This is a genomic window from Nocardia sp. NBC_00881, from assembly GCF_045207455.1.
Taxonomy (GTDB): Bacteria; Actinomycetota; Actinomycetes; order Mycobacteriales; family Mycobacteriaceae; genus Nocardia.
Genome location: NZ_CP108798.1, coordinates 1,948,330 through 1,970,195, shown reverse-complemented (window position 1 = coordinate 1,970,195; position 21,866 = coordinate 1,948,330). Strand labels below are relative to the sequence as shown.

19 protein-coding genes are annotated in these 21,866 nt (G+C 67.3%); 9 read left to right on the top strand and 10 right to left on the bottom strand.

The window, feature by feature from the left end; translation table 11 throughout:
* Positions 1-52: 52 nt before the first annotated feature.
* Positions 53-1,345: an IS4 family transposase gene (locus OH799_RS07915; RefSeq protein ID WP_406273045.1), complete on the top strand. Its 1,293-nt coding sequence runs from the start codon at positions 53-55 to the stop codon at positions 1,343-1,345.
* Between the two features lie 102 nt (positions 1,346-1,447).
* Here OH799_RS07915 and OH799_RS07910 read toward each other — a convergent pair whose 3' ends face one another.
* Positions 1,448-1,918 (bottom strand): universal stress protein, encoded by a 471-nt coding sequence (locus tag OH799_RS07910; protein ID WP_406277196.1) that lies wholly within the window; start codon positions 1,916-1,918, stop codon positions 1,448-1,450.
* A 219-nt stretch (positions 1,919-2,137) separates the two neighbouring features.
* Positions 2,138-3,133 (bottom strand): Acg family FMN-binding oxidoreductase, encoded by a 996-nt coding sequence (locus tag OH799_RS07905; protein ID WP_406277193.1) that lies wholly within the window; start codon positions 3,131-3,133, stop codon positions 2,138-2,140.
* A 388-nt stretch (positions 3,134-3,521) separates the two neighbouring features.
* On the opposite strand from OH799_RS07905, the gene OH799_RS07900 reads away from it, so the two are divergent.
* The 3 genes from OH799_RS07900 (at position 3,522) to OH799_RS07890 (ending at position 7,159) form a co-directional block, all read left to right on the top strand.
* Positions 3,522-5,270: a GAF domain-containing sensor histidine kinase gene (locus tag OH799_RS07900; protein ID WP_406277190.1), complete on the top strand. Its 1,749-nt coding sequence runs from the start codon at positions 3,522-3,524 to the stop codon at positions 5,268-5,270.
* Positions 5,271-5,457: 187 nt separating this feature from the next.
* Positions 5,458-6,045, top strand: a complete 588-nt coding sequence (locus tag OH799_RS07895) for a YitT family protein (protein ID WP_406281905.1) — start codon at positions 5,458-5,460, stop codon at positions 6,043-6,045.
* 229 nt (positions 6,046-6,274) lie between these two features.
* Positions 6,275-7,159: an SGNH/GDSL hydrolase family protein gene (locus OH799_RS07890; RefSeq protein WP_406277187.1), complete on the top strand. Its 885-nt coding sequence runs from the start codon at positions 6,275-6,277 to the stop codon at positions 7,157-7,159.
* A gap of 479 nt (positions 7,160-7,638) precedes the next feature.
* Here OH799_RS07890 and OH799_RS07885 read toward each other — a convergent pair whose 3' ends face one another.
* The gene (locus OH799_RS07885) at positions 7,639-8,529 is read right to left on the bottom strand and encodes an alpha/beta fold hydrolase (RefSeq protein ID WP_406277184.1); all 891 of its coding nucleotides are present in this window, start codon (positions 8,527-8,529) and stop codon (positions 7,639-7,641) included.
* A 125-nt stretch (positions 8,530-8,654) separates the two neighbouring features.
* On the opposite strand from OH799_RS07885, the gene OH799_RS07880 reads away from it, so the two are divergent.
* Positions 8,655-10,514, top strand: coding sequence for a Na+/H+ antiporter (locus tag OH799_RS07880; protein ID WP_406277181.1), 1,860 nt, complete (start codon positions 8,655-8,657; stop codon positions 10,512-10,514).
* Between the two features lie 10 nt (positions 10,515-10,524).
* On the opposite strand, the gene OH799_RS07875 is transcribed toward OH799_RS07880, so the two are convergent.
* The gene (locus OH799_RS07875) at positions 10,525-11,073 is read right to left on the bottom strand and encodes a TetR/AcrR family transcriptional regulator (protein ID WP_406277178.1); all 549 of its coding nucleotides are present in this window, start codon (positions 11,071-11,073) and stop codon (positions 10,525-10,527) included.
* 361 nt (positions 11,074-11,434) lie between these two features.
* Here OH799_RS07875 and fadD11 point away from each other — a divergent pair, with 361 nt between their 5' ends.
* Positions 11,435-13,246, top strand: coding sequence for a fatty acid--CoA ligase FadD11 (fadD11, locus tag OH799_RS07870; protein ID WP_406277175.1), 1,812 nt, complete (start codon positions 11,435-11,437; stop codon positions 13,244-13,246).
* A gap of 168 nt (positions 13,247-13,414) precedes the next feature.
* Here fadD11 and mshC read toward each other — a convergent pair whose 3' ends face one another.
* From mshC to OH799_RS07840, 6 genes are all read right to left on the bottom strand, one after another.
* A complete protein-coding gene (gene mshC / locus OH799_RS07865) occupies positions 13,415-14,653 on the bottom strand; it encodes a cysteine--1-D-myo-inosityl 2-amino-2-deoxy-alpha-D-glucopyranoside ligase (protein WP_406277172.1) in 1,239 nt (412 codons plus the stop codon).
* Positions 14,654-14,790: 137 nt separating this feature from the next.
* Positions 14,791-15,213, bottom strand: a complete 423-nt coding sequence (locus OH799_RS07860; RefSeq protein WP_406277169.1) for a hypothetical protein — start codon at positions 15,211-15,213, stop codon at positions 14,791-14,793.
* Between the two features lie 94 nt (positions 15,214-15,307).
* Positions 15,308-16,126: an SCO1664 family protein gene (locus OH799_RS07855; protein ID WP_406277166.1), complete on the bottom strand. Its 819-nt coding sequence runs from the start codon at positions 16,124-16,126 to the stop codon at positions 15,308-15,310.
* Positions 16,127-16,130: 4 nt separating this feature from the next.
* Positions 16,131-16,715: a DUF3090 domain-containing protein gene (locus OH799_RS07850; protein ID WP_327117022.1), complete on the bottom strand. Its 585-nt coding sequence runs from the start codon at positions 16,713-16,715 to the stop codon at positions 16,131-16,133.
* Between the two features lie 85 nt (positions 16,716-16,800).
* Positions 16,801-17,559, bottom strand: coding sequence for a histidine phosphatase family protein (locus tag OH799_RS07845; RefSeq protein ID WP_406277162.1), 759 nt, complete (start codon positions 17,557-17,559; stop codon positions 16,801-16,803).
* A 16-nt stretch (positions 17,560-17,575) separates the two neighbouring features.
* The gene (locus OH799_RS07840; RefSeq protein WP_406277159.1) at positions 17,576-18,418 is read right to left on the bottom strand and encodes an undecaprenyl-diphosphate phosphatase; all 843 of its coding nucleotides are present in this window, start codon (positions 18,416-18,418) and stop codon (positions 17,576-17,578) included.
* Between the two features lie 222 nt (positions 18,419-18,640).
* On the opposite strand from OH799_RS07840, the gene OH799_RS07835 reads away from it, so the two are divergent.
* The 3 genes from OH799_RS07835 to OH799_RS07825 all read left to right on the top strand — a co-directional run bounded on the left by OH799_RS07835 (position 18,641) and on the right by OH799_RS07825 (position 21,785).
* A complete protein-coding gene (locus OH799_RS07835) occupies positions 18,641-19,615 on the top strand; it encodes an aldo/keto reductase (protein WP_406277156.1) in 975 nt (324 codons plus the stop codon).
* A gap of 20 nt (positions 19,616-19,635) precedes the next feature.
* Positions 19,636-20,694: a hemin ABC transporter substrate-binding protein gene (locus OH799_RS07830; RefSeq protein WP_406277153.1), complete on the top strand. Its 1,059-nt coding sequence runs from the start codon at positions 19,636-19,638 to the stop codon at positions 20,692-20,694.
* An 83-nt stretch (positions 20,695-20,777) separates the two neighbouring features.
* The gene (locus OH799_RS07825) at positions 20,778-21,785 is read left to right on the top strand and encodes a FecCD family ABC transporter permease (RefSeq protein ID WP_406281902.1); all 1,008 of its coding nucleotides are present in this window, start codon (positions 20,778-20,780) and stop codon (positions 21,783-21,785) included.
* Positions 21,786-21,866 lie beyond the last annotated feature (81 nt).

Sequence of the window (21,866 nt, the reverse complement as noted above, 5' to 3'; positions counted from 1 at the left end):
TCCGCTGTCAGTTCAGTGTGTCATTGATCGTTCCTCGCGGGTCGCGGAGGGTGTGTTCGCGCCGGGGCACCTTGGGGAACTGACCCGGATCGTGTCGTTCGATCTGGTCGACGCGGCGCTGGAAACAGCCGGTGCCGTGCGGTCGCGAGTGCGGCTGCTGCCGTCGCGGGTGGTGGTGTATCTGCTGCTGGCCGGAGCGTTGTTCTCCGATATCGGGTATCGGCAGGTATGGGCGCGGTTGTGTGCCGGGTTGCCCGGTGGATCGTTCGTGTGTCCGGGTTCCTCGGCCTTGTCACAGGCGTTGCGCCGTGTCGGGGTCAAACCGTTGGCCGCGTTGTTCGACCTGCTCGCCGGCTCCGCCGCTGGAGCGGTGCGGTGGCGGGGTCTGCTGGTGTGCGCGATCGATGGCACCAGCGTGTTTGTGCCCGACAGCCCGGGCAACGTGGCCGAGTTCGGGCGTCACGGTGGCGGTCACGCCCAGGCCGGGTACCCGATGCTGCGGTTGCTGGCGGTGGTGGCGTGTGGCACCCGCACCGTCGTCGATGTCGTGTTCGGTCCGTTGCGGATCGCGGAAACAGCCTATGCGCCACAACTTTTGGGGTGCCTGCGCCCGGGCATGTTGTTGCTGGCCGACCGGAACTTCGCGGTTACGGCGTTGATCGAGCAGATCACCGACACCGGAGCGGATCTGCTGATCCGCGCCAAACTCAACCGGCGCGTTCCCGCGATCGCGCGGTTGGGTGACAGATCGTGGCTGACCCGTACCGGTACGGCGACTGTGCGCGTAATCGACGCCGAGATCGCCGTCAGCTGCGCCGGCGGGCCACGCCGGGTCGAGCGGTACCGGCTGATCACCACCTTGACCGACGACAAGCGCTACCCGGCAGAGGAATTGGTGGATCTCTACCATCAACGATGGGAGATCGAAACCAGCTATTTCGAACTGAAATCGACCATCCTCGGTGGGCGGGTGCTGCGCGCCCGCACCCCGACCGGGGTCGCCCAAGAGGTCTACGCGTTGTTGATCACCTACCAGGCGCTGCGCACCGCCATCGCCGATACTGCGCTGGCCACACCGGGTTTCAGCCCCGACCGCGGCAGTTTCACCATCGCCGTGCACACCGCTCGCGATCAGCTCATCCAGGCCGCCGGAGTCCTCGCCACCACCACGATCAACCTGATCGGCACCATCGGCCGCGCGGTCCTGTCCAGCCCGCTGCCACCGCGACGCCAACGCTCCAGCCCCCGCATCGTCAAACGCGCCATCTCCAAACACCGCGCCAAGGGCGAGGTCGACCGCAACATCTACAAAACCCAGATCAGCGTCCATATCCTGCCCGGTTGACAACCAGGCAGAAACCCAAACTGCGCGGCCTTGACCCTAGCCCGCCGGCCGGTGCCGACCGCGTGGTTCGTGATCAAGGACCGGTGCTATGTCGCGGAGAATTCATGACCTACGGGCTGCGCCGGTGGATGATGCCTGCGATGTAGTGGATGACCGCGAGTGGATGACCACGACTGGGCAGTGTGCGTGCCGGGTCACCGCGGTGCTGACCGAGCCGAGCGGCGCGCGGTGGAAGGCGCTGAGGCCCCGGCTGCCGACCACCAGCATTTTCACTTGTTCCGACCGAGCGATCAGTGTGGGAACTGGGAGGTCGAACGACACCTCGGTGGTGAGCACGAGTTCCGCATCCGGCACCGCGGCTCGCGCGATCCTGCTGGCTTCTGTGACGATCCGCTCGCCGTCGCGGCGCTTGGACTCCATGTCCGACTCGCTGGGTGTCATGCCGGGACCGAAAACGCTGGGAAGTGCTATCGAGGTGAGAATGTGCAGTTGTCGGCGGTGCATGGCGGCCTCGACCGCTGCCCAGGCCACCGCTTGATACGAGCTGGCGGAGCCGTCGACAGCTGCGATCATTTGCGGGGCGGACTGTGAGGCAGCGGAGTCGGCCATGGGTTTCCCTGTCGTCGTCGGGTTCGCTATCGAGCATTCCCGCCGGGTCTGGTGCGTGGCAGAGACGAAAGTCCCTCGCTGGGCGGCCACCGGTCCTCGGTTGCCCACTGCGCGCACCGCGACGCGGTTTGCGCCATCGGTCATCGAGGCAATTGAAAGGCTCACTCGCAACGGAAGGCGCCGCTAGTGGGCGGTGCTTTCCTCGGCGTCGAACGGGTCCAGCAGTTCGTCGACCGTTCGTCGTGGCGGCATCGGCAGTGGCGGGGTGTCGTCGGGCAGCCAGCCGATTCTGATGATGGCTTGCGGGAAGGTGGCGTCGTCGAGCACGCCGTGGCGGATCTTCTTGCGCAGTTCGGGAATCTGCAGCGGCTCGGTCAGCAGGCAGGTGGCCAATCCGACATTCGTGGCGGTCAAGAGGACCGCGCTCGTCGCTTCGCCCGCGCGCAGTCGCGACAGCCGGTCGTCGGCCGCCGTGCCGAGTACCAGCAGTTCGGCGTAGTCGGGTTCGCGGATGGAATCGACCAGCCGTGGCGGGGCGAAGACTTGGCTCTGCGTCCTCTGGCTGGTGTGGGGTGGCGGGGTGTCGCGTGCCGGTGCACCGTCGGTGGTGTCGTGCTTGCCGCTCCATGCCGCCAGGTCGAGTTGATAGTCCGGGTCTTCTGGGTGTTGTCGTGCCGCCGCGTTCATCGCCTCGACGAGCCGGTTGCGTGATTCGTATGCGGCCTGGCGAATGACGCCGCCGAACTCCGCGGCGCGTTCGGTGACGAGCCCGAGATAGCCAGGCGGTAGCGGCTGGGAGCTGTAGTTCCTGCGGTCGGTTCGTCTGTCGGTGATCGCGGCGTTCAGCGCGATGTCGGTCATGGTCGGCCGGTTCCGGACGAGTTCGATCGAAGCCAGGTGATTGCGATCGGAGGGATTCGGCAGTCGGTGCACCACAGCCGACCATCCCATGGCGGCGAGCGCGATCCGCAAGTGGTGCAGTGCTGCCCCGCAGCTCAGTACGAGATCACGCTGATCGGGATCGGTCGGGGGCAGCGCTCGAGTCGGGTCGAGATAGATGTGCACGCTGCGCTCGCCGGTGCGGAACCGCCACGGCTGCGTGTTGTGTACCGACGGTGCCCGTACCGCGAGCGCGAGTGCCGCCTTCATGGTGTGATCGTCGGGCAGTCGGTGATCCATCTGTCGTCCATCTCTCCTTCGTCGCATCCGATACCTACGTTGCCACCGGTGACGTGCTGTCGGTAAGAGCAGGACGTCCTCTACTGATGGGACGGACTTCCACTGTGGTGACCTCCTGTTGGGAGGCTTCTGCTGGGTACTCGCCGCTATCCGTACTGCGTGCGGCGATGCGGGTGCTCGACATTGCGGCTGCCCGACGGCGAGGCCATCCTCGCCAGTGCGAGCGGCTGCGTCGGTAGGACATGAAAAGCCTCGAGCTCATCGCGTCGTCCGCGATGCCGGCGAGCAGACCGCTGCTCGACAATCGCGGCGCCGCGCTGATGGCGAAGCTGGTGGCGGAAGGGGTCAGTCCAGCAAGTGTCTCTGGTGGCATGAGAGAATTCCGAGCATGGAACGCCAGCGGTCCGAGACCGGTTCCAGTGACTGGATGCCGGTCACCGAGACCCTGTCTCAGCTGCGGCTACGTGAGTTGCTCCTCGAGGTCCAGGACCGGATCGCGCAGATTGTCGGCGTCCGCGACCAGATGGACCGGCTCATCGAGGCCATGCTCGTTATCACCGCTGGATTGGATCTCGGCAACACGCTGCGCTCCCTCGTGCACGCCGCTATCGAGTTGGTCGACGCACGGTATGGAGCCCTCGGCGTCCGCGAAACCGAAACGACCGCCAACCAGCTCGCGGAGTTCGTTCACGAGGGCATTGATGACCGTACCCGGGTGCTGATCGGTGATCTTCCTCGTGGCCACGGTGTCCTCGGCCTACCGTTCGACCAACCGAAACCCATTCGGCTGGCTGATCTTTCGGCTCATCCCTCGTCGGTCGGCTTTCCTGCACATCATCCGCCGATGGGCACCTTTCTCGGTGTGCCGGTCAAGGTCCGCGATGAGGTGTTCGGCAATCTTTACCTCACCGAGAAGGTAGGCGGCCAGGAGTTCACCGAGGACGATGAGGTCGTCGTCCAGGCCCTCGCCGCGGCCGCGGGCATCGCGATCGAGAACGCCCGGTTCTACGAACAGTCCCGGATCCGCCAGCAGTGGCTGGAAGGGATCCGCGACGTGTCGACCGAACTGCTCGCGGGCGGCGAGCCCGGCGAAGTGCTCGACCTGATCGCACAACGCGCGTTGACGCTCACGGACTCTGCGTGCACGTTTCTCGCCCTGCCCGACGACCCCGATATCCCTCATGAAGAAGTGACCGAGTTGGCGGTGGTCGCGGCTGCGGGCATGGAAGCCGACGTGCTGATCGGCCAGCGGATCTCGATCAGCGAATCTCATTGCGGCACGGTTTTCCGGGAACAGCATGCCTTGTCCGTCGACCGGCTGCTGCGCAATGTGCTGTTCGACTCTGCGGCGGCACTCGGCCCGGTGCTGGTCCTACCGTTACGAGCCGCGAACACCACCATCGGTGTACTCGCTACCTTGCGGCCCGCCGGTGCGCCGCGCTTGGACACTGCGGCGCAGTCGATGATGGTGGCTTTCTCTCACCAAGCCGCGCTTGCGCTGCACCTGGCGGACACGCAACGGCGGATGCGGGAGCTGGACGTGCTGTCGGATCGTGACCGGATCGCGCGCGATCTGCACGATCACGTCATGCAGCGACTTTTCGCGGTGGGCCTGTCGCTGCAGGGCACTTTGCGACGGGCCCGTGCGCCCGAAGTCGAGGCCCGGCTCACCGGAACCATCGACGACCTGCAGGCCATCGTGCAACATATCCGCCACTCGATCTTCGATCTGCAGAGCAGCACCTGCGCCACCAAGCCCCCCACTTTCCGTAGCCGCCTGCATGACATTGTCGCCGAGGCGACCGCCGACAGCAGCTTACGTACCGCGGTGCACCTGGCCGGTCCTGTTTCCGTACTGGCGCCGCTGTTGTCCGAGGACGTCGCGGCGGTGGTGCGCGAGGGGACGATCAACGCTGTCCGGCATGCTGCCGCGACCTCGGTATCGGTCAGCCTCACAGTGGGTGACGACATCACTATCGAGGTGATCGATGACGGAACCGGCGTTCCCGACGACCTTGCGTGGCACAGCGGGCTGGCCGACTTGGCGGCCCGCGCCGAGCGCGCGGGCGGTAGTTTCGGCATCGAGGGCGGCCCCACCGGGGGAACCGTGCTGCGCTGGTCTGCACCGTTGCCGTAGCCGGTAGCGCACGTGGCTGATCACGAACCGCATGAGCGGTGTGGGTGGGGCGGGTGGCGGTAGCGTTTTACAGTCCAGTAGTTGGTAGGTGGCTCTGTTTTGGCGGTCCAGTTATCGGCATGCTCGGTCGGTGCTGATTCGTCGGGTGGTCGCGTTGTATGTCGGGTTGTGGTTGTACGGGTTCTCGATGGCCGTGATGGTGCGGGCGGGGCTCGGACTGGATCCGTGGGATGTGTTTCATCAAGGGGTGGGGCGGCATGTGTCGATCAGTTTCGGGGCGGTGACGGCGGTGACCGGTATCGCGGTGTTGCTGGCGTGGATTCCGTTGCGGCAGTTGCCCGGATTGGGAACGGTGAGCAATGTAGTGGTGATCGCGCTGTCGGTCGACGTCGGCCTGGGGTGGTTGCCGCCGTGGGAGGCGCTGCCGGTGCAGGTGGGGGCGATGGGCGCAGCGGTGATGCTGAACGCGTTGGCCAGTGTGTTGTATATCGGCGCGGGCATGGGGCCGGGGCCGCGGGATGGATTGATGACTGGACTGGTTCGCCGGACCGGTAAATCGGTGTGGGTGGTGCGTACGGCGATCGAGGTGACGGTGTTGTCGACCGGGTGGGTTCTCGGCGGCAGTGTCGGTATCGGCACGCTCGTGTACGCGTTCGGGATCGGTCCGCTGATTCACCTGCTGATTCCCGGGGCGAATCGGTACCTGCCGGGATTTCGTGTTCCGTCGAAGGAGGGATCCGTCACCAGGGTGCCCGACTGTGTAGCTGAGAGGTGACTCCCCTACTTCGTCTCCGGGGACGGCTGCGATTGAATGTCGCAATGAGCAATGTCGGCGCCTGGGCTGGTCGGTCACGTCGGCGGTCCAGTCCATGATTTGCACTGAAACGCGCTGAGGCCGGCGCGATCTGGAGGCTGCGTGTGAATGCTGGATAGTGAGATGCTAGGTTCACTAGTATTGTACGAACGTCCAAATTTGCTGAAAGTCGGCTAGGTGCGGAGGTTGTATGGGTGGGAGGGTGCGCGCGGTGGTGGCGTGTGCGGCGATCGGCGCTGCTGTCTCGGGCGTGCAGGTGTCGGATTCCTCGGCGGCTCCCCTATTCGGTGAGTACGTCGCTCTGGGAGATTCGTGGGCGGCCGATGCCTCGTTGAGTCAGCCGACCGACGAGTTCGTGCCGATCGGGTGCGCACAGAGCCGGGCCGACTACGCCAAACAGGTGGCCGCCGCACTGGCGATGCCGGTGTTTCGGGACGCGACCTGTGGCGGGGCGACGACCGCGCATATGGCCGCTGCACAGAGCACTGTGAGTGGAGTGAACGCGCCGCAGTTCGATCGCCTCACCCCATCGACGGATCTGGTGACCCTCGAAATCGGCGGTAACGACGCGGGATTGGCCACCACGGTCCAGCGCTGCCTGACCGCCGACCCTGCGGTGTCGCCCTGTCTGAATACGCTGGTGGTCGACGGCGTGGATCGGATGTCGGCCAGCATCGCCGCGGTCGCGCCGAAGGTGACGGCGGTGATCGAGGGCATCCGTGCGCGGTCGCCGCGTGCGCGAATTCTGCTGCTGGACTACTTCGCGGGCGTCGGTACCGGATCTGGTTGCTTTCCGGCTGTCCCGATCTCGGATGCGGATGCGAACTGGCTGGGCCACAAGCTGATCGAGCTGGACGCGATGCTGGCGCGAGTGGCGCGGACGACCGGTGTGGAGTTCGTCGACTCGTACGCCACGAGCATCGGGCACGATGCGTGTCAGGCGCCAGGGACGCGGTGGGTGGAAGGGCTGATCCCGTTCTCCAGTGATCCGGTGGGCCCGGCGGTGCCGTTCCACCCGAACCAGCTGGGCGCCGATCATCAGGCCAGGAGCGTGATTGCGGCCTTGGCTGGTTGATTCGGGACGACGGCTGGGGCCTGCGCTGGATTCGGTGGATTTCTGTGTGGCTGTGGACATGTACGTCACGGAGACGACCCGGCATGCGGACATCATCCTGCCGCCGATCTCGCCGCTGGGGCGCGAGGACGTGAGCATCCTGTTCTCCCTGTTCAGCGTGCGCAACAACCTGCGGTACGACGCGCGGGTGTTCGAGCCGCCGGCGGACGGGTTGGAGGATTGGCTGATCATGGCTCGCTTGATCACCGAGACGTTGCCGCTGCGCGCGCCGGTTCACCGGGAAGCTGCTGAACGGAGTGTTCGATCGGATCAGTCCGTTGCAGGTGGTTTCGTTGGTGGTGTTGGCGATCCGACGGATAGGGAGGATCTGCCCTCGCTCACACGCGGACAGATCCTTCCGGCTCACACGACCGGCTTCCACGCAACCCGGCGGTGCGGTCGCCCATGTATCCCGTACGCGCATCCTCGATCGCGCGGGTTCAGCCGACCCGGTTGCCGTGAAATTCCAGGAACGCCGTCAGCGTCTCCTTCGGCGCCTCGAGCTGGGGGTAATGGCCGATCCTTGACAGCTCCACCACGTCCGGGTCGGGGATCAGCTCGCGGTAGCGGCGCACCATATGCGCGCCGGAGACCGGGTCGAGCAGGCCGTCGATGAGCCGGATCGGGACCTGCGCCTGCTGCAGCGCGCCTACCCAGCGTTCCCGATGCTTGCGGCGCTCGGCCATGTAGTGGATCAGCTTGTGCCCGTTGCGTTTACCATGCTTGCTGCACCACAGCAGCCAGAACTGGTTTGCTTCGATATCGCTGGGTTTGGTGTCGGGGCCGAACACCGCGGCCAGGCTGTGGCCGAAGGTGCGCTCGCTGCCGAGTACCCCGACTGCCGGTCCCAGTGGGCTAGCCAGCAGCCGCTGTATCGGGCGCGGGCGGTGGGCTTCCGGGAACAGGCCGCCGTTGAGCAGGCACACCGATTCGATCACCAGTGATTCGTCGCCTGCCGCACGGCGTTCTGCGTCGCGGGCCAGCAGTTCCTGCGCGACCGTGTCGCCGTAGTCGTGGGCGAGGACGTGATACCGGCCGACGCCTTGTTCGCGCAGCAGGTTTTCGTGGATGTCGGCCTGGTCGCCGATCGTGTAGTTGTAGTGGCGCGGTTTCGCCGACCAGCCGAAACCGATCATGTCCGGGGCGATGACTCGCGCGAAGCGTTCGCACAGACCGGGCCAGACGGCGTGCCAGTCCCATGACGCGGTGGGAAATCCGTGGATACAGACGAGCGTGCCTTCGGCACCCCCGCCGCCGTCTCGCCAGAAGATCTGGTGACCGCGGTGGGTGTGCCGTCGTCCATTCGCCCGCCAGAACGCAAACTCCTCCATGCCTACCTCCCTTTCGCCGACAAGCATGGCGCGTGCACGCGCCGGGCACAGCCGTTCCGCCGACCGCGCACGTGTCATCTACCGCGCGGCCGGTTGCCGATCGTGCGCTCTGCGAGAATGCAACGGTGCATGTCGCGATCGGCCTGGTTGTTCTCGTCGCGTCGGCGGCCGCGTTGGCGGCGCTGGCGCGTCGGTCCGGGGTGTCCGAACCGTTGGTACTGACGCTGGCCGGGGTGGCGGCGTCGTATCTGCCGTTCGTGCCGGAGATCCACCCGGATCCGGAGATCATTCTGCTCGGTCTGCTGCCTCCATTGCTGTATACCGCCGCGATTCGCACGTCGCTGGTGGATTTTCGCGCCAATGTGCGCGCCATAGTGCTGCTGTCGGTGGGGTTGGTGCTGTTCAGTACGTTCGCCGTAGCGGCGGTGGTGTGGTGGCTGCTTCCGGTGCCGTTCGCGGTCGCGGTCGCGTTGGGTGCTGTGGTGGCGCCGCCGGACGCGGTGGCCGCGACGGCGGTGGCGCGGCGGATCGGGATGCCGCGGCGGATCGTGACGATCCTGGAGGCGGAGTCGCTGTTCAACGACGCGACCGCGTTGGTGGCGTTGCGCACCGCGATAGCGGCGTCGGCGGGCACCGTATCGGTGTGGCAGGCCGGCGGTGACTTCCTGCTCGCGACGTGTGGTGGTGCGGTGGTCGGCATCGTCGTCGCCTACCTGCTGGCGATGCTGCGGCGGCGCATCACCGACCCGGTGCTCGACACGACGCTGTCGTTCTTGGCTCCGTTCGCGGCGTATCTGCCCGCCGAGGGCATCCACGCCTCGGGGGTGATCGCCGTCGTCTGCTGCGGCATGATCCTCGGCCACGGCGCACCGGTGTGGCAGAGTGCGGCGTCGCGGATCTCCGAGCGCATCAACTGGCGGACCATACAATTCATCCTGGAGAGTTCGGTGTTCGTCATCATCGGGTTGCAGGTGCGCGCGATTGTCGAGGGTGCGTGGAGCAGCGGACTAGACCACCGCACTCTGGTGTCGGCGGCGATCACGGTGCTGGCGGTGACGATGCTGGTGCGGCCGCTGTGGGTGTTTCCGTCGACGCTGCTGTCACGCAGGTTCGGGACGACCAACAATGTGCCGTTGACGCACCCGGTTGTGGTGTCGTGGGCGGGGATGCGCGGCGTGGTGACATTGGCGGCGGTGCTGCTGTTGCCCGAGGACACTCCGCAATTGCCGGTGCTGAAACTCCTCGCGCTGGTCGTGGTGGCGGGAACGCTGCTGTTGCAGGGGACGTCGCTGCCATGGCTGATGCGGTGGCTGCGGCTGCGCGGGCCCAGCCGCGCCGAGGATGCGTTGCAGAAGGCCAACCTGTTGCAGCAATCCACCGCGGCGGGTCTGGCCGCGCTCGATGCGGCGATCACGCCGGATACCCCGCCGGCGGTGGTCGAGATGCTGCGCGACCGCGTGACCTGGAAGAGCAACGCCGCGTGGGAGCGGCTCGGGCGCGGCGAGTCGGAACTGGCCACCCCCACCGCCGAGTACCGGCGGTTGCGGCTGGAGATGCTGCGCGGCGAACGCGAAATCGTGTTGCGAGTGCGGGATTCCGGCGCGGTGGACTACGAGATCCTCCAGCACGTTATGGCGCAGCTGGATCTCGAGGAGTCGATGATCGACCGCTTCGACGAGGCCGAGGAAGAGCGCGTCGAACCGCTGGCGGGCCCGGTGGCCAACGACAACAACTGCGCGCATCTGCGTGCCACGCCGCTGGTGCGTGAGTCTACTGGGGCCGACGAGTGTGCCGAATGTGTGGCCGAGGGGCTGGCGTGGGTGCATCTGCGGATGTGCCTGTCGTGTGGGCACATCGCGTGCTGTGACTCGTCGCCGGGCAATCATGCGACCAAGCACTTCGCGGGCAGCGGGCATCCGGTGATGCGCAGCGTAGAGCCAGGTGAGGCGTGGCGGTGGTGCTACGTGGACGAGCTGCTCGGCTAGCGGCAGGGTCTCAGCGCTGGGAGTGCGAGTAGATCAGGCGCGCGTATTCGGTGAGCAGCCCATCGAGCGACAGCTCCTCGCCGCCCGCTGCGATCTGCTGGTACCCGACTAGCATCGCCATACCCAGCGAGGTCACCACGGTGGTGGTGTCGTTGTCGCCGACGACGCCCTTGATCGCCTTGTGCACGGTGCGCCTGCGGGATTCGTCGACGCGTTTGAGGGCGAGATTGACCGATTCGTCATTGGCGGCCCACGCGCGGATCGCGGCCTCGGCGGCATGGTGCAATCCGGCGGCGAGAACGGACATGGCGCGGATGTCGTCATCGGGGTTGCCCTGGTTGAACTTCAGCGTCCGCAGGATGCGGACCTGGCGGTTCTCCCAGTGGTCGAGCAGGGCGTCGACGAATCCTTGCCAGCTGCCGAAGTGATGGTAGAACGAGCCGCTGGTGACGCCGAGCCGCCGACATAGCACGCCGATGTTGAGGCCCTTGAACCCGAATTCGGCGAGCACCTCCAGTGCGGTGTCGAAGTACTGCTCTTTGGTGACCACACGTGACATTCGCGGCGCCGTTCTGTTCGTTCGAGCCGGACTTGACGCACCGTACAGTACCCCATCGTCGCACCGCTCGGGCCGAGCTCAGCGAAGTTCGCGGCATCCATATTCGGGCGCGGCCTCAGTAGCGGACCGAATCCCCGCCGCGAGTTCGCGTGTGCATCGCTGTCGATCATGGTGAGTGCGACCGCATCATGCGGTGCTGCTCGCGGCAGACGAGCTGATCCGAGCCGCATAATCTTGCTGGGTAGACGACCTCGACCTCGATATCGGGGGAACGAAAGCCCAAAACGGTCGAAAAGGCCCCCGCGCGTCGGCCGGGCACTTACGGTCTGGGAAAGTCAGGTGTAATGAACGAGGTTGTGGGATGAGCGAACCGAATACGTCCTGTGCCGCATTCCAGCGCAACGCGGTGATCGATCCGGCCGCGGTGGCCGTCCGATCCATCGGCGGTGAACACACGCTTACCTGGCGGCAGTACGCCGACCAGGTTCGCGAGGTAGCCGCCGGGCTGCGCGCCCTCGGGATCGGCCGCGGCGACACCGTCGCGCTGATGATGGGTAATCGAGTGGAGTTCTATCCCGTCGAGGTCGGCGTCCAGCACACCGGCGCGACCTCGTTTTCGGTATACAACACCCTCGCACCCGAGCAGCTGAACTACGTGTTCGAGAACGCGGGCAACCGGGTGGTGATTTGTGAGCAGCAGTACGTCGAGCGCATCCGCCGCTCCGGCGCGCCGATCGAGACCATCATCTGCCTCGATGGCGCACCGGAGGGCACGCTTGGCCTCCACGAGCTGAAAGCCATGGGCAGCGGCGATTTCGATTTCGAGGCTACCTGGCGGGCCGTGCGGCCCGATGACATTCTCACCCTCGTTTACACCTCCGGCACCACCGGAAACCCGAAGGGTGTCGAGATCACGCACAGCAACTTGCTGGCCGAAGCGCGCGCGTTCCAGGCCGTGCTTCCGGTGGTGTTCGGTGATCGCCAGACCTCCTACCTGCCGTCGGCGCACATGGCCGACCGGTTCTGCTGTCTGTACTTACAGCAGGTCTACGGCATTCAGATCACGGTGGTGCCCGACCGCTCGCTGCTGCCTGCCGCGTTGGTCGATGTGCATCCGACGATCTGGGGCGCGGTGCCGCGAGTGTGGGAGAAGTTGAAGGCAGCCATCGAGTTCGCTGTCGCGAACGAACCGGACGAGACCACCCGGGTAGGGTTGCAGTGGGCGCTGGGGGTGGCGGCGCGCAAAGCCGACGCACAGCTGAGTGGTACGGCGATCGGCGCCGAACTGGCCGCGGAATGGGCGGAGGCCGATCAGCGGGTGCTGTCGGCGTTGCGTGCGAAAATCGGTTTGGACCAGCTGAAGTGGGCCATGTCCGGTGCTGCGCCGATTCCGCCGCAGACGCTCGGGTTCTTCTTCGGACTAGGCATTCCGATCTCGGAGATCTGGGGCATGTCCGAACTCACCTGCGTGGCCAGCGCATGCCCGCCCGCCCAGGCGCGCCTGGGCTCGGTGGGCCGGATGCTGCCCGGGATGCAGTGGCGGATCGCTGAGGACGGCGAATTCCTGGTACGCGGGCCGCTGGTGATGAAGGGCTACCGCAAGGAACCGCACAAGACCGCCGAGGCACTCGACGCCGACGGTTGGCTGCACACAGGCGATATTCTCGCCGTGGACGACGGCGGCTACCTGCGCGTGGTCGACCGTAAGAAGGAGCTGATCATCAACTCCGCGGGAAAGAACATGTCCCCCGCCAATATCGAGAACGCCGTCAAAGCCGCGACCGCGTTGGTCGGTGCCATCGCCGCGATCGGCGATGCCCGCCCTTACAACACGGCGCTGATCGTCATCGACGCCGAGACCGCGGCGTTGTACGCCGCCAGGCACGGTTTGCCGGACGCGTCGGCGCCAGCTCTGGCCGCCGATCCCGGTGTGCTGGCCGAGATCGCGCGTGGCGTCGCGGCGGGCAATGCGACCCTGTCGCGTGTGGAGCAAATCAAACGCTTCACGGTGCTGCCCACCTTTTGGGAGTCGGGCGGTGACGAGGTGACGCTGACGATGAAGCTGCGGCGCAAGCCGATCTCGGCCAAATACGCCGAGGAGATCGAGCGGCTCTATGCCGAGAAGCCGGGCGACACGGTGCACGAACCAGCCGCAGCGCAGGTGGCGCGGTAGGGGGGTGCGTCGACGGTAAGAGCGCATGTGACGCTCCGTCAGTGGTGCGCGAGCTGCCGGATCACGGTCACTTCGCCCGCGCCGACGGTGAAGTCGTAGCGGGCGTGGCGCAAAGCAAGCGATGCGCTCGACAGTCGCGCCGGCCTGCAGCGAGGACAGGTCCGTCGGTTACAGGCGGACGCCGAGCAGGGCGTCGACCGCCGTGGTGATCAGTGCGGGCGCCTCGGTGTCGGTGCCGCCGTAGTCGAGGGCCTGACGGGCCCAGTTGTCCACGGCGTCCAGCGTTTTGGGTGTGTCCAGGTCGTCGGCCAGGTGCTGGCGCAGGCGCGCGACCGTGTCGGTGGCCGACGGGCCAGACGCCGACGCGGCGGCCGAGCGCCACAGCTCGAGGCGTCGCTGGGCCTGCTCGAGCACCTCCTCGGTCCACATGCGGTCCTGCCGGTAGTGGCCGGCCAGCAGCCCGAGGCGGATGGCGGCGGGGTCGACGCCGCTGCGGCGCAGCGCCGACACCAGCACCAGATTGCCTTTGGACTTCGACATTTTTTCCCCGTCCAGTCCGATCAGTCCGGCGTGCACGTAGTGGCGGGCGAAACGACGGCCCGCAATCAGCGCCTCGCCGTGCGCGGCGGAGTATTCGTGGTGTGGGTAGATCAGGTCGCTGCCGCCGCCCTGGATGTCGAATTCCGGGCCGACCCGGTTCAACGCGATCGCCGAACACTCGATGTGCCAGCCCGGTCGGCCCGCGCCGAACGGGGCAGGCCACGACGGCTCACCGGGCCTGGCCGAGCGCCATAGTAGCGCGTCGATGGCGTCGCGCTTGCCGGGGCGGCCCGGGTCGCCGCCACGCTCGGCGAACAGTCGCTCCATCGTGGCGCGGTCGTAACCGGATTCGTAGCCGAACTGCTCGGTGGCGTCGGCGCGGAAGTAGATGTCGGGGTACTCGGCGTCGTCGACGACGTAGGCCGCGCCGGACGCCAGGAGTTTCTGCACGAATTCGACGACTTCGTCGACGGATTCGACGGCGCCGATGTAGTCGCGCGGCGGCACGATGCGCAGCGCCGACATGTCCTCGCGGAACAGGTCGATCTCGGCAGAGCCCAGGTCTCGCCAGTCCACGCCGTCGCGGGCGGCCCGCTCGAAGAGCGGATCGTCGACATCGGTGACGTTCTGCACGTAGTGCACGTCGTGGCCCGCGTCTCGTAACACCCGGTTGACCAGGTCGAAGGTCAGGTAGGTCGCGGCGTGCCCGAGGTGGGTCGCGTCGTAGGGGGTGATCCCGCAGACGTACATGGTGGCTGTCGCACCGGGGGTAACCGGTCGCACCTGACGGTCCGCGGTGTCGTACAACCGCAACGGCGGCCCTGCTCCGGGGACGGTCGGAAGGGCGGTATCGGACCAGGACTGCATGATTACGAGGGTAAGGGTGTGGTCGAGATCATCCGCCCCCGGCCCGGCCTCGCGCCGCGCGGGAGTCGTCGGGCGGCCGGTGCCGAGCTGCGTCTTCCAGCGAATCGTGGGATGTCAAGGTTTTTGGTTTCGCTGAATCAGCTGTCGGCGCGGCAGGTGGGATCGGTGATCGTGTTCCGGGTGATCGCGAATGTCCCGTCCAGGTCCGGAATGTCCGGGTCGGTGTCGGCGAGGGCGATCTGGGTGAACTCGCCGCGAGCCACGTCGAACTCGAGTTCATGGTAGGCGACCGTGTCGCCCCAGTCCGGTGAGGGCAACGAGATGAACCGGATGGTGAACCGGCCCGAGTCCACCGACCCCTCGGTGAGGACGTAGACCCCGAAGTGGTTCTCCCCCTCCGAACTGAGCCAGTAGATGCCGTTGTCGTAGAGATGCAGGTCGGTGTCGGGGTAGGGCTTCTTGTCGTAGAGATGCACGTAGTGCAACGCGAATTTGTAGGTCGGCGCGCCGATCCCGATCTGCACGGTCGGTGCCGCACGGTCTCCGGTGGAGTGGGTCATCGGGTTCTCCTCGTCGTCGCGCCGAGCATCGAAGCTCAACTGTGCCAGGAATTCCGCGACGGCATCGCCATCGCCGCGGAATCGGCCGGCGAGGTCAGAAGGCAGGCCACGGGATCGGTCGTGCCGTACGCGGCACGGGCATCACCGGGTCGTCGAGCACCCGCCGGGTGCGTTCGGTGAGCGCATCGATCTCGGCGTCGGTGATGTGTTCGCTGAGCGTGTCCGCGAACGCGCCAGGCAACTCTTTCGCGAATGCGGTGAGGTCGGCGATCAGGCCGTCGGAGATCGGCTGACCGGCCCACCCCCACAGCACGGTGCGCAGCTTGTGCTCGGCGTGCAGACAGATGCCGTGGTCGACGCCGTACACCTGCCCGTCCACGCCTTCCAGTGCGTGCCCGCCCTTGCGGTCGGCGTTGTTGAGCAGGACGTCCAGCACCGCCATCCGCTGCAGTCGCGGATCGTCGGCGTGGATCAGTGACACCTCGTTGCCTTCCTGGTCGAGCGCGCGCAGCACCTCGCAGAAACCCTCCGGTATCGCACCCGCCGGGCACAGGTCGATCAGGTCGAGCCGGTTACCCTGCTCGGTGTGGTTGTCCACGCCCTCGACCCAGCGTTGCACCATGCCCGGTCCGAAGGGCCCCTCCCGCAGGATCGTCTCCGGGATCAGGGCCCAGCCGATTGCCTCGGAGATCAGATACGACGCCACCTCGCGTCCGGCCAGGGTGCCGTCTGGGAAATCCCACAGCGGCTGCTCGCCACGGATCGGCTTGTACACCACCCGCAGCGGAAGGCCGTTCGCGTCGTCGGGGGCGGTGCCGATCACCTCGCAGACCAGGGTCACGTTGCTGGCGGTAGTCACCCGCCCGATCACCGTCAGCTCGCCGCTGCGGAATCGGTCCCCGGCCCCGACCACCGACTCACTCCTCTGCTTCGGCCGCGCCGAAGATGTCGCCGCGCTTGTATCCGTTGGTGCGCACACACATGTGCCCCCGCGCCGACAGTGGCTCACCGCACAGCGGGCACGGTGGACGCCCGGCCGCGATGACCCGGGTCGAGCGCAGCGCGAACTCGCGGGCCTGGATCGGGGTGAGGAACACACGCACCGCGTCGGGGCCCTCCTCGGTGTCGTCGAGTACCACCGACTCGTCGACCTCGGTTTCGGTGATCGCCAGCAGTTCCACCACCACCGCGCCCGCGTCGGCGTCCCAGCCGAGACCCATGGTGCCGACCCGGAATTCGGCGTCGATCGGGGTCACCAGCGGCGCGTTGTCGCTGACATCCTCGGCCTGCGGCGGCACCTCGGCGCCGAAGCGGCGGGCCACCTCGTCCAACAGCAGACCCATCCGGTCGGCAAGCACCTTGACCTGCTGCTTCTCCAGCAGCACGCTGACGACGCGCGGTTCCTGAACGGCCTGTAGATAGAACGCGCGATCGCCCGGCTCACCGACGGTCCCGGCGACGAAACGATCGGGGGTGCGAAATACATGGATTGCGCGTGACACATGCACCTCCTGATACGTGACCCTGATCGACTACCCGCGGCGCGCGGCTTCCATACAACGGTTGCTACATCGTTTACAAGGAATCTCAGCGCTCCGCATTCCCATTATCCGCACTTCCGGTACCACCAAGCTCCCCGCCGGGAACCGGCCCGGAGGCGTCGGCGGTCGCGGCGCCGGCGTCGGCGGCAGATGTCGGCGCCGAGCGTTGCGGTCCGGTCGCCGCGAGGGCGGAAAGATCGGTGCCGGTGTCGTTGAGCCGCCACACGTAGGGTGCGGTCGGGGTGTAGCGGATCACGCTGATCGAGGCGGGCTCCACCATGATCCGTTGGAAGCCGTCGAGGTGGATGCCCAGGGCGTCGGCGAGCACCGATTTGATCACGTCGCCGTGCGTGCACGCCACCCACAGTGCGTCGCGGCCGTGTTGCTCGGCCAGTGCCCGGTCGTGGTCGCGGATCGCGGCCACCGCACGGGTTTGCACCTGCGCCAGGCCCTCGCCCCCGGGGAATACCGCGCCGGAGGCGTGTCGCTGCACGACCTTCCACAGCGGTTCCTCGAGTAGTTCGGCGATCGGGCGCCCGGTCCATTCGCCGTAGTCCACTTCGATGAGTCGTTCATCGAACACCGGCTCGAGCCCGAACTTCTCCGCCAGCGGCGCTACCGTGCGCTGGCAGCGCAGCAGTGGGGAGTGCACGATGCGTTCGATCGGTAACCCGGCCAGTCGTTCGGCCACCGCCCTCGCTTGCTCGTCGCCGCGCTCGGTGAGCTCGACGCCGGTACTGCGACCGGCCAGAGTGCGGGCGAGGTTCGAGGTCGACGCCCCGTGCCGCAACAGGATCACCGTCATGCGGCCAGCCTAGCGATCATGTCGCCGAGACCACCCCGCCCGCCAGCAGACCCATGATGGTCAGGCCCAGCACGATGCGGTAGCCGACAAACCAGTCCAGTGAATGCCGCGCCACGAACCGCAGCAGCCACGCCACCGACGCGTAGCCGACCACGAACGCCAGCAGCGTCGCCACCAACAGTTGCGGCCCGCTGGCATGGAGTCCCTGGCCGGCGGGTTCGAACGCGTCCGGCAGGCTGAACAGGCCCGAGGCGGTCACGGCGGGAATGGCGAGCAGGAACGAAAACCGCACGGCCGCTTCGCGCTCGAGACCGAGGAACAGACCAGCCGTCGACGTCGCGCCCGAACGTGACACACCGGGAACCAGCGCGAGGCACTGCGCGAAACCCATCACGAGACCGTCGCGGGTGGTCAACTCCCCGATCGGACGCTCTTTGCGTCCGTAGTATTCACCGGCGGCGATCACCAGCGCGAACGCGATCAACATGAACGACACCAGCCACAGATTCCGCGCCCCCGTGCGGATCTGGTCTTTGAACAGGAATCCGAGCACGCCGATGGGGATGGTGGCGAGGATCACATACCAGCCCACCCGGTAGTCCAGTCCGCGGTGGGCCTTGTCGGCGAGGCCGCGGAACCAGGCGAGCACGATCCGCCCGATGTCCTTGGCGAAATACACCAGCACGGCGGCCTCGGTGCCCAGCTGGGTGACCGCGGTGAACGAGGCGCCCGCGTCGTCGCCGAAGAACACCGCCGACACGATGCGCAGATGCGCCGACGACGAAATCGGCAGGAACTCTGTCAATCCCTGCACCAGACCGAGCACCAGTGCCTGTACCCAGGTCATCGACTCAACCACGAACTACCTCTCCCTGCTGCCCGAAACCTTCGATCCGACTGGGCAATTGGTGTGCCGGCGGTTGCACCGACGTGATCATCGCCGCAATCTCGCAGCGACAGTACCGTGTCGGGCCGTTGCCGACATGTCGGGCCGTTGCGCCGCGACCCACGGTGCGCGTGGACGCCGACTCGAGGCGGCACACTCTAGGCTTGGCGCCGTGACGAATGCGCGGACACGGTGATGGAACAGCGGACGGTCGGACGCAGCGGCCTCCGGGTGTCCCGGATCGGCCTGGCGACCCACACGTGGGGATCGCACACCGACGCCGAGGACGCCGCGGTGCAGCTGGTGGCGTTCGTGGACGCGGGTGGCACGCTGGTGGACACCTCCCCCGCTTACGCGGGCGGTGGCGCGCAGCGGATTCTGGCCGAGCTGCTGGGGGATCTGGTGTCGCGTGACGATGTGGTGCTCAGCGGATGCGCGGGGATCGCGCTGCGCCGCGCTCCGGCACCGACCGGGCCCGCGGTGCCCGGGCCCGAGGTGGCGCGGACCACGGTGGACACCTCTCGGCGGGCGCTGCTGGGACAGTTGGATCGGACGCTGCTCGAGTTCGGCACCGACTATCTCGACATCTGGAATGTCGCGGTGTGGGATCCGCGGACGCCGCTCGAGGAGGTCGCCGCGACCCTGGAGCAGGCCGTGCGTTCCGGGCGGGTCCGCTACGCGGGGGTACGTGGGTTCGGGGCCTGGCAGCTGGCCAGCTTGGCCGCGATCGTGCCGGTGACCGCTGCGCAGGCACCGTATTCGCTGCTCGCGCGCGGAGCGGAGGCCGACTTCGTGCCGGCGGCCCAGCATCATGGTGTCGGTGTGATCGCCTCGGCGCCGCTGGCGGGCGGCATCCTCACCGGCAAGTACCGTGACGGTGTTCCGGCCGACTCTCGTGGCGCCGACGAGGCTACCGCCGCGGAGATTCGCAGCGGGCTCGACGACCGCGCCACCCGGGTGGTGGACGCACTGGTGACCGCCGCGGATGGGCTGGGCACCTCGCCGCTGGCCGTAGCGCTGGCCTGGATCCGGGATCGGCCCGCCATCGCAAGCATGATCGTCGGCGCCCGCGATATAGGGCAGCTCACCGGGGTGCTGGCTGCCGAAACGCTCGAACTGCCGCGCGCGATCGCGGCCGCACTGGACGACGTCAGTGCACGCACCGAATGAGGCGGATTAGCCTTGCCCGCATGAGCACTGCAGCAACCGTGGGTGGGCGTCTCCGTCGAGTCCGAACCGGGGGGTTGCGTGCCGTCTCGGCTGTGTTCGCGGTGGGCGTGCTGGTCGGTGCGGTCGCGTGCGGTGCCGACAGTGGGACCTCGCACGCGGGACACGGGCCGTCGACGGCGACGTTGAGTGATCTGGACCCGGTGCCGATCGGGTCGGAACCGACGCCCGCGCTGCCGGTGACGGTGCGCTCGTTCGACGGCACCCAGGTCACCGTCAGCGACGTGGGCCGCATCATCGCCGTGGACCGCTACGGCACCCTCGCCCAGATCGTCTACGCGCTCGGTTTGGGACCGAAGCTGGTCGGGCGTAGCACCTCAGCCGCGTTCCCCGCGGTGCGGGATGTTCCCAACGTGTCAGGCGGCAACGGGTCGCTGAATGCGGAATCGGTTCTCGCGCTGCGGCCTTCGGTGTTCCTGACCGACACCACCAGTGCCGCGCCCGCCGTGCGAGAGCAGCTGCGCGCGGCCGGTGTCACGGTCGTCTACTTCGATCCGCAGCGCACGATGGAGGGGGTGGTGCCGCAGATCGAGGCTGTCGCGGGCGCGCTTGGCGTGCCGGATCGTGGGCAGGCGCTGGCGCAGCGCACCCGAGACGAGATCGCCGCCGCGAGCGCCGCAGTGCCCGCCCGGGATCCGCGACTGACCATAGCGTTCCTGTATCTGCGCTCTACCGCCATTACGATGCTGGCCGGGCCTGGGTCGGGCGCGGACGCGTTGATCGCCGCGCTCGGCGCACGCGACGCGGGAACCGTCGCCGGGTTGGCCGAGCCGTTCACCGCGATCACCAGCGAGGCCATGATCGGGGCGGCGCCGGATGCGCTGCTGGTGATGTCGGACGGTTTGAAATCCGTCGGCGGAGTCGACGGGCTGCAAAAGGTGCCCGGCATCGCCCAGACCCCGGCCGGCCGGGACAAGCGCGTGGTGGACATGTCCGATGCGGTGCTGCTGAGCTTCGGACCCAACACCGGGCGGGTAATCGCGGCGCTGAGCAAGGCCGTGTACGGTACCGAGCCCGCATGAGCTCCTCGGCCACGAAGCCGGCGGGGCCCACGGTCACGGCTGCGCCGAAGTCGCGGCGCCGCTCGCGGGTGACGATCGTGTTCATGGTGGCAATCGCCGGGCTGATCGTGCTGGCGCTCGCGTCGGCGGCGATCGGTCAGGTGCCGACGACACCGGCCGAGGTGGCCGGCAGCGTTCTGCACCGTATCGGGCTGGAGTGGGGGCCGATGCCCGCGCATTCCGCCGGGGAGGTGACGCTGTGGCAGGTGCGGTTCCCGCGGGTGGTGCTGGCGATGCTGGTCGGGGCCGCGCTCGCGACAGCGGGTGCGCTGTTGCAGGGGGTATTCGCGAATCCGCTCGCCGAACCGGGGGTGATCGGGGTATCGGCGGGCGCGGCGGTCGGTGCGGGAACGGTGATCGTGGTCGGCGGCGCGTTCGTCGCTGCATGGTCAGTGGCGGCGGCCGCGTTCGCCTCGGGGTTGGCGACCACGTTGCTGGTGTATGTGCTGGCGCGTTCCAACGGTCGCACCGAGGTCGTCACGCTTGTGCTCACCGGTGTGGCGATCAACGCGTTCGCGGGCGGGTTGATCGCGTTGTTGTTGTTCGTCGCTTCTCCGGCGGCCCGCGACCAGATCGTGTTCTGGCAGTTGGGGTCGCTCAACGGCGCCAGGTGGGAATCCGTCGGCGTGGTCGCGTGCCTCACTTCCGTCGGTGTGGCCGCGTCAGTGCTCATCGCGCCCCGGCTGGACCTGCTCGCGCTCGGTGAGTCCGCGGCGCGCCATCTCGGTGTCGATGTGGAGCGTTTGCGCCGCAACGTGATCGTCGTCGTCGCTGTTCTGGCCACCGCCGGTGTCGCGTTCACGGGAATCATCCTGTTCGTCGGCCTCATCGTCCCGCATCTGGTGCGCATGCTTGTCGGCCCCGGCCACCGTGTCCTGATCCCGCTCAGCGCCATCGTCGGCGCCGTTGTCCTGCTCGCCGCCGACGTCGCCGCGCGTTCCCTGGTCGACAACGCCGATCTCCCCCTGGGCATGCTTACCTCCCTGATCGGCGGCCCCTTCTTCTTCTGGCTGTTGCGCCGCACCCGAGCCCGCTCCGGAGGCTGGGCGTGACCGCCCGCGCTCTCCGTCGAGTGGCACAGAGCTGCGGCAAACGCCGAGTAAGCCGCTCCGTGGTGTACCCCTCGATCGGTG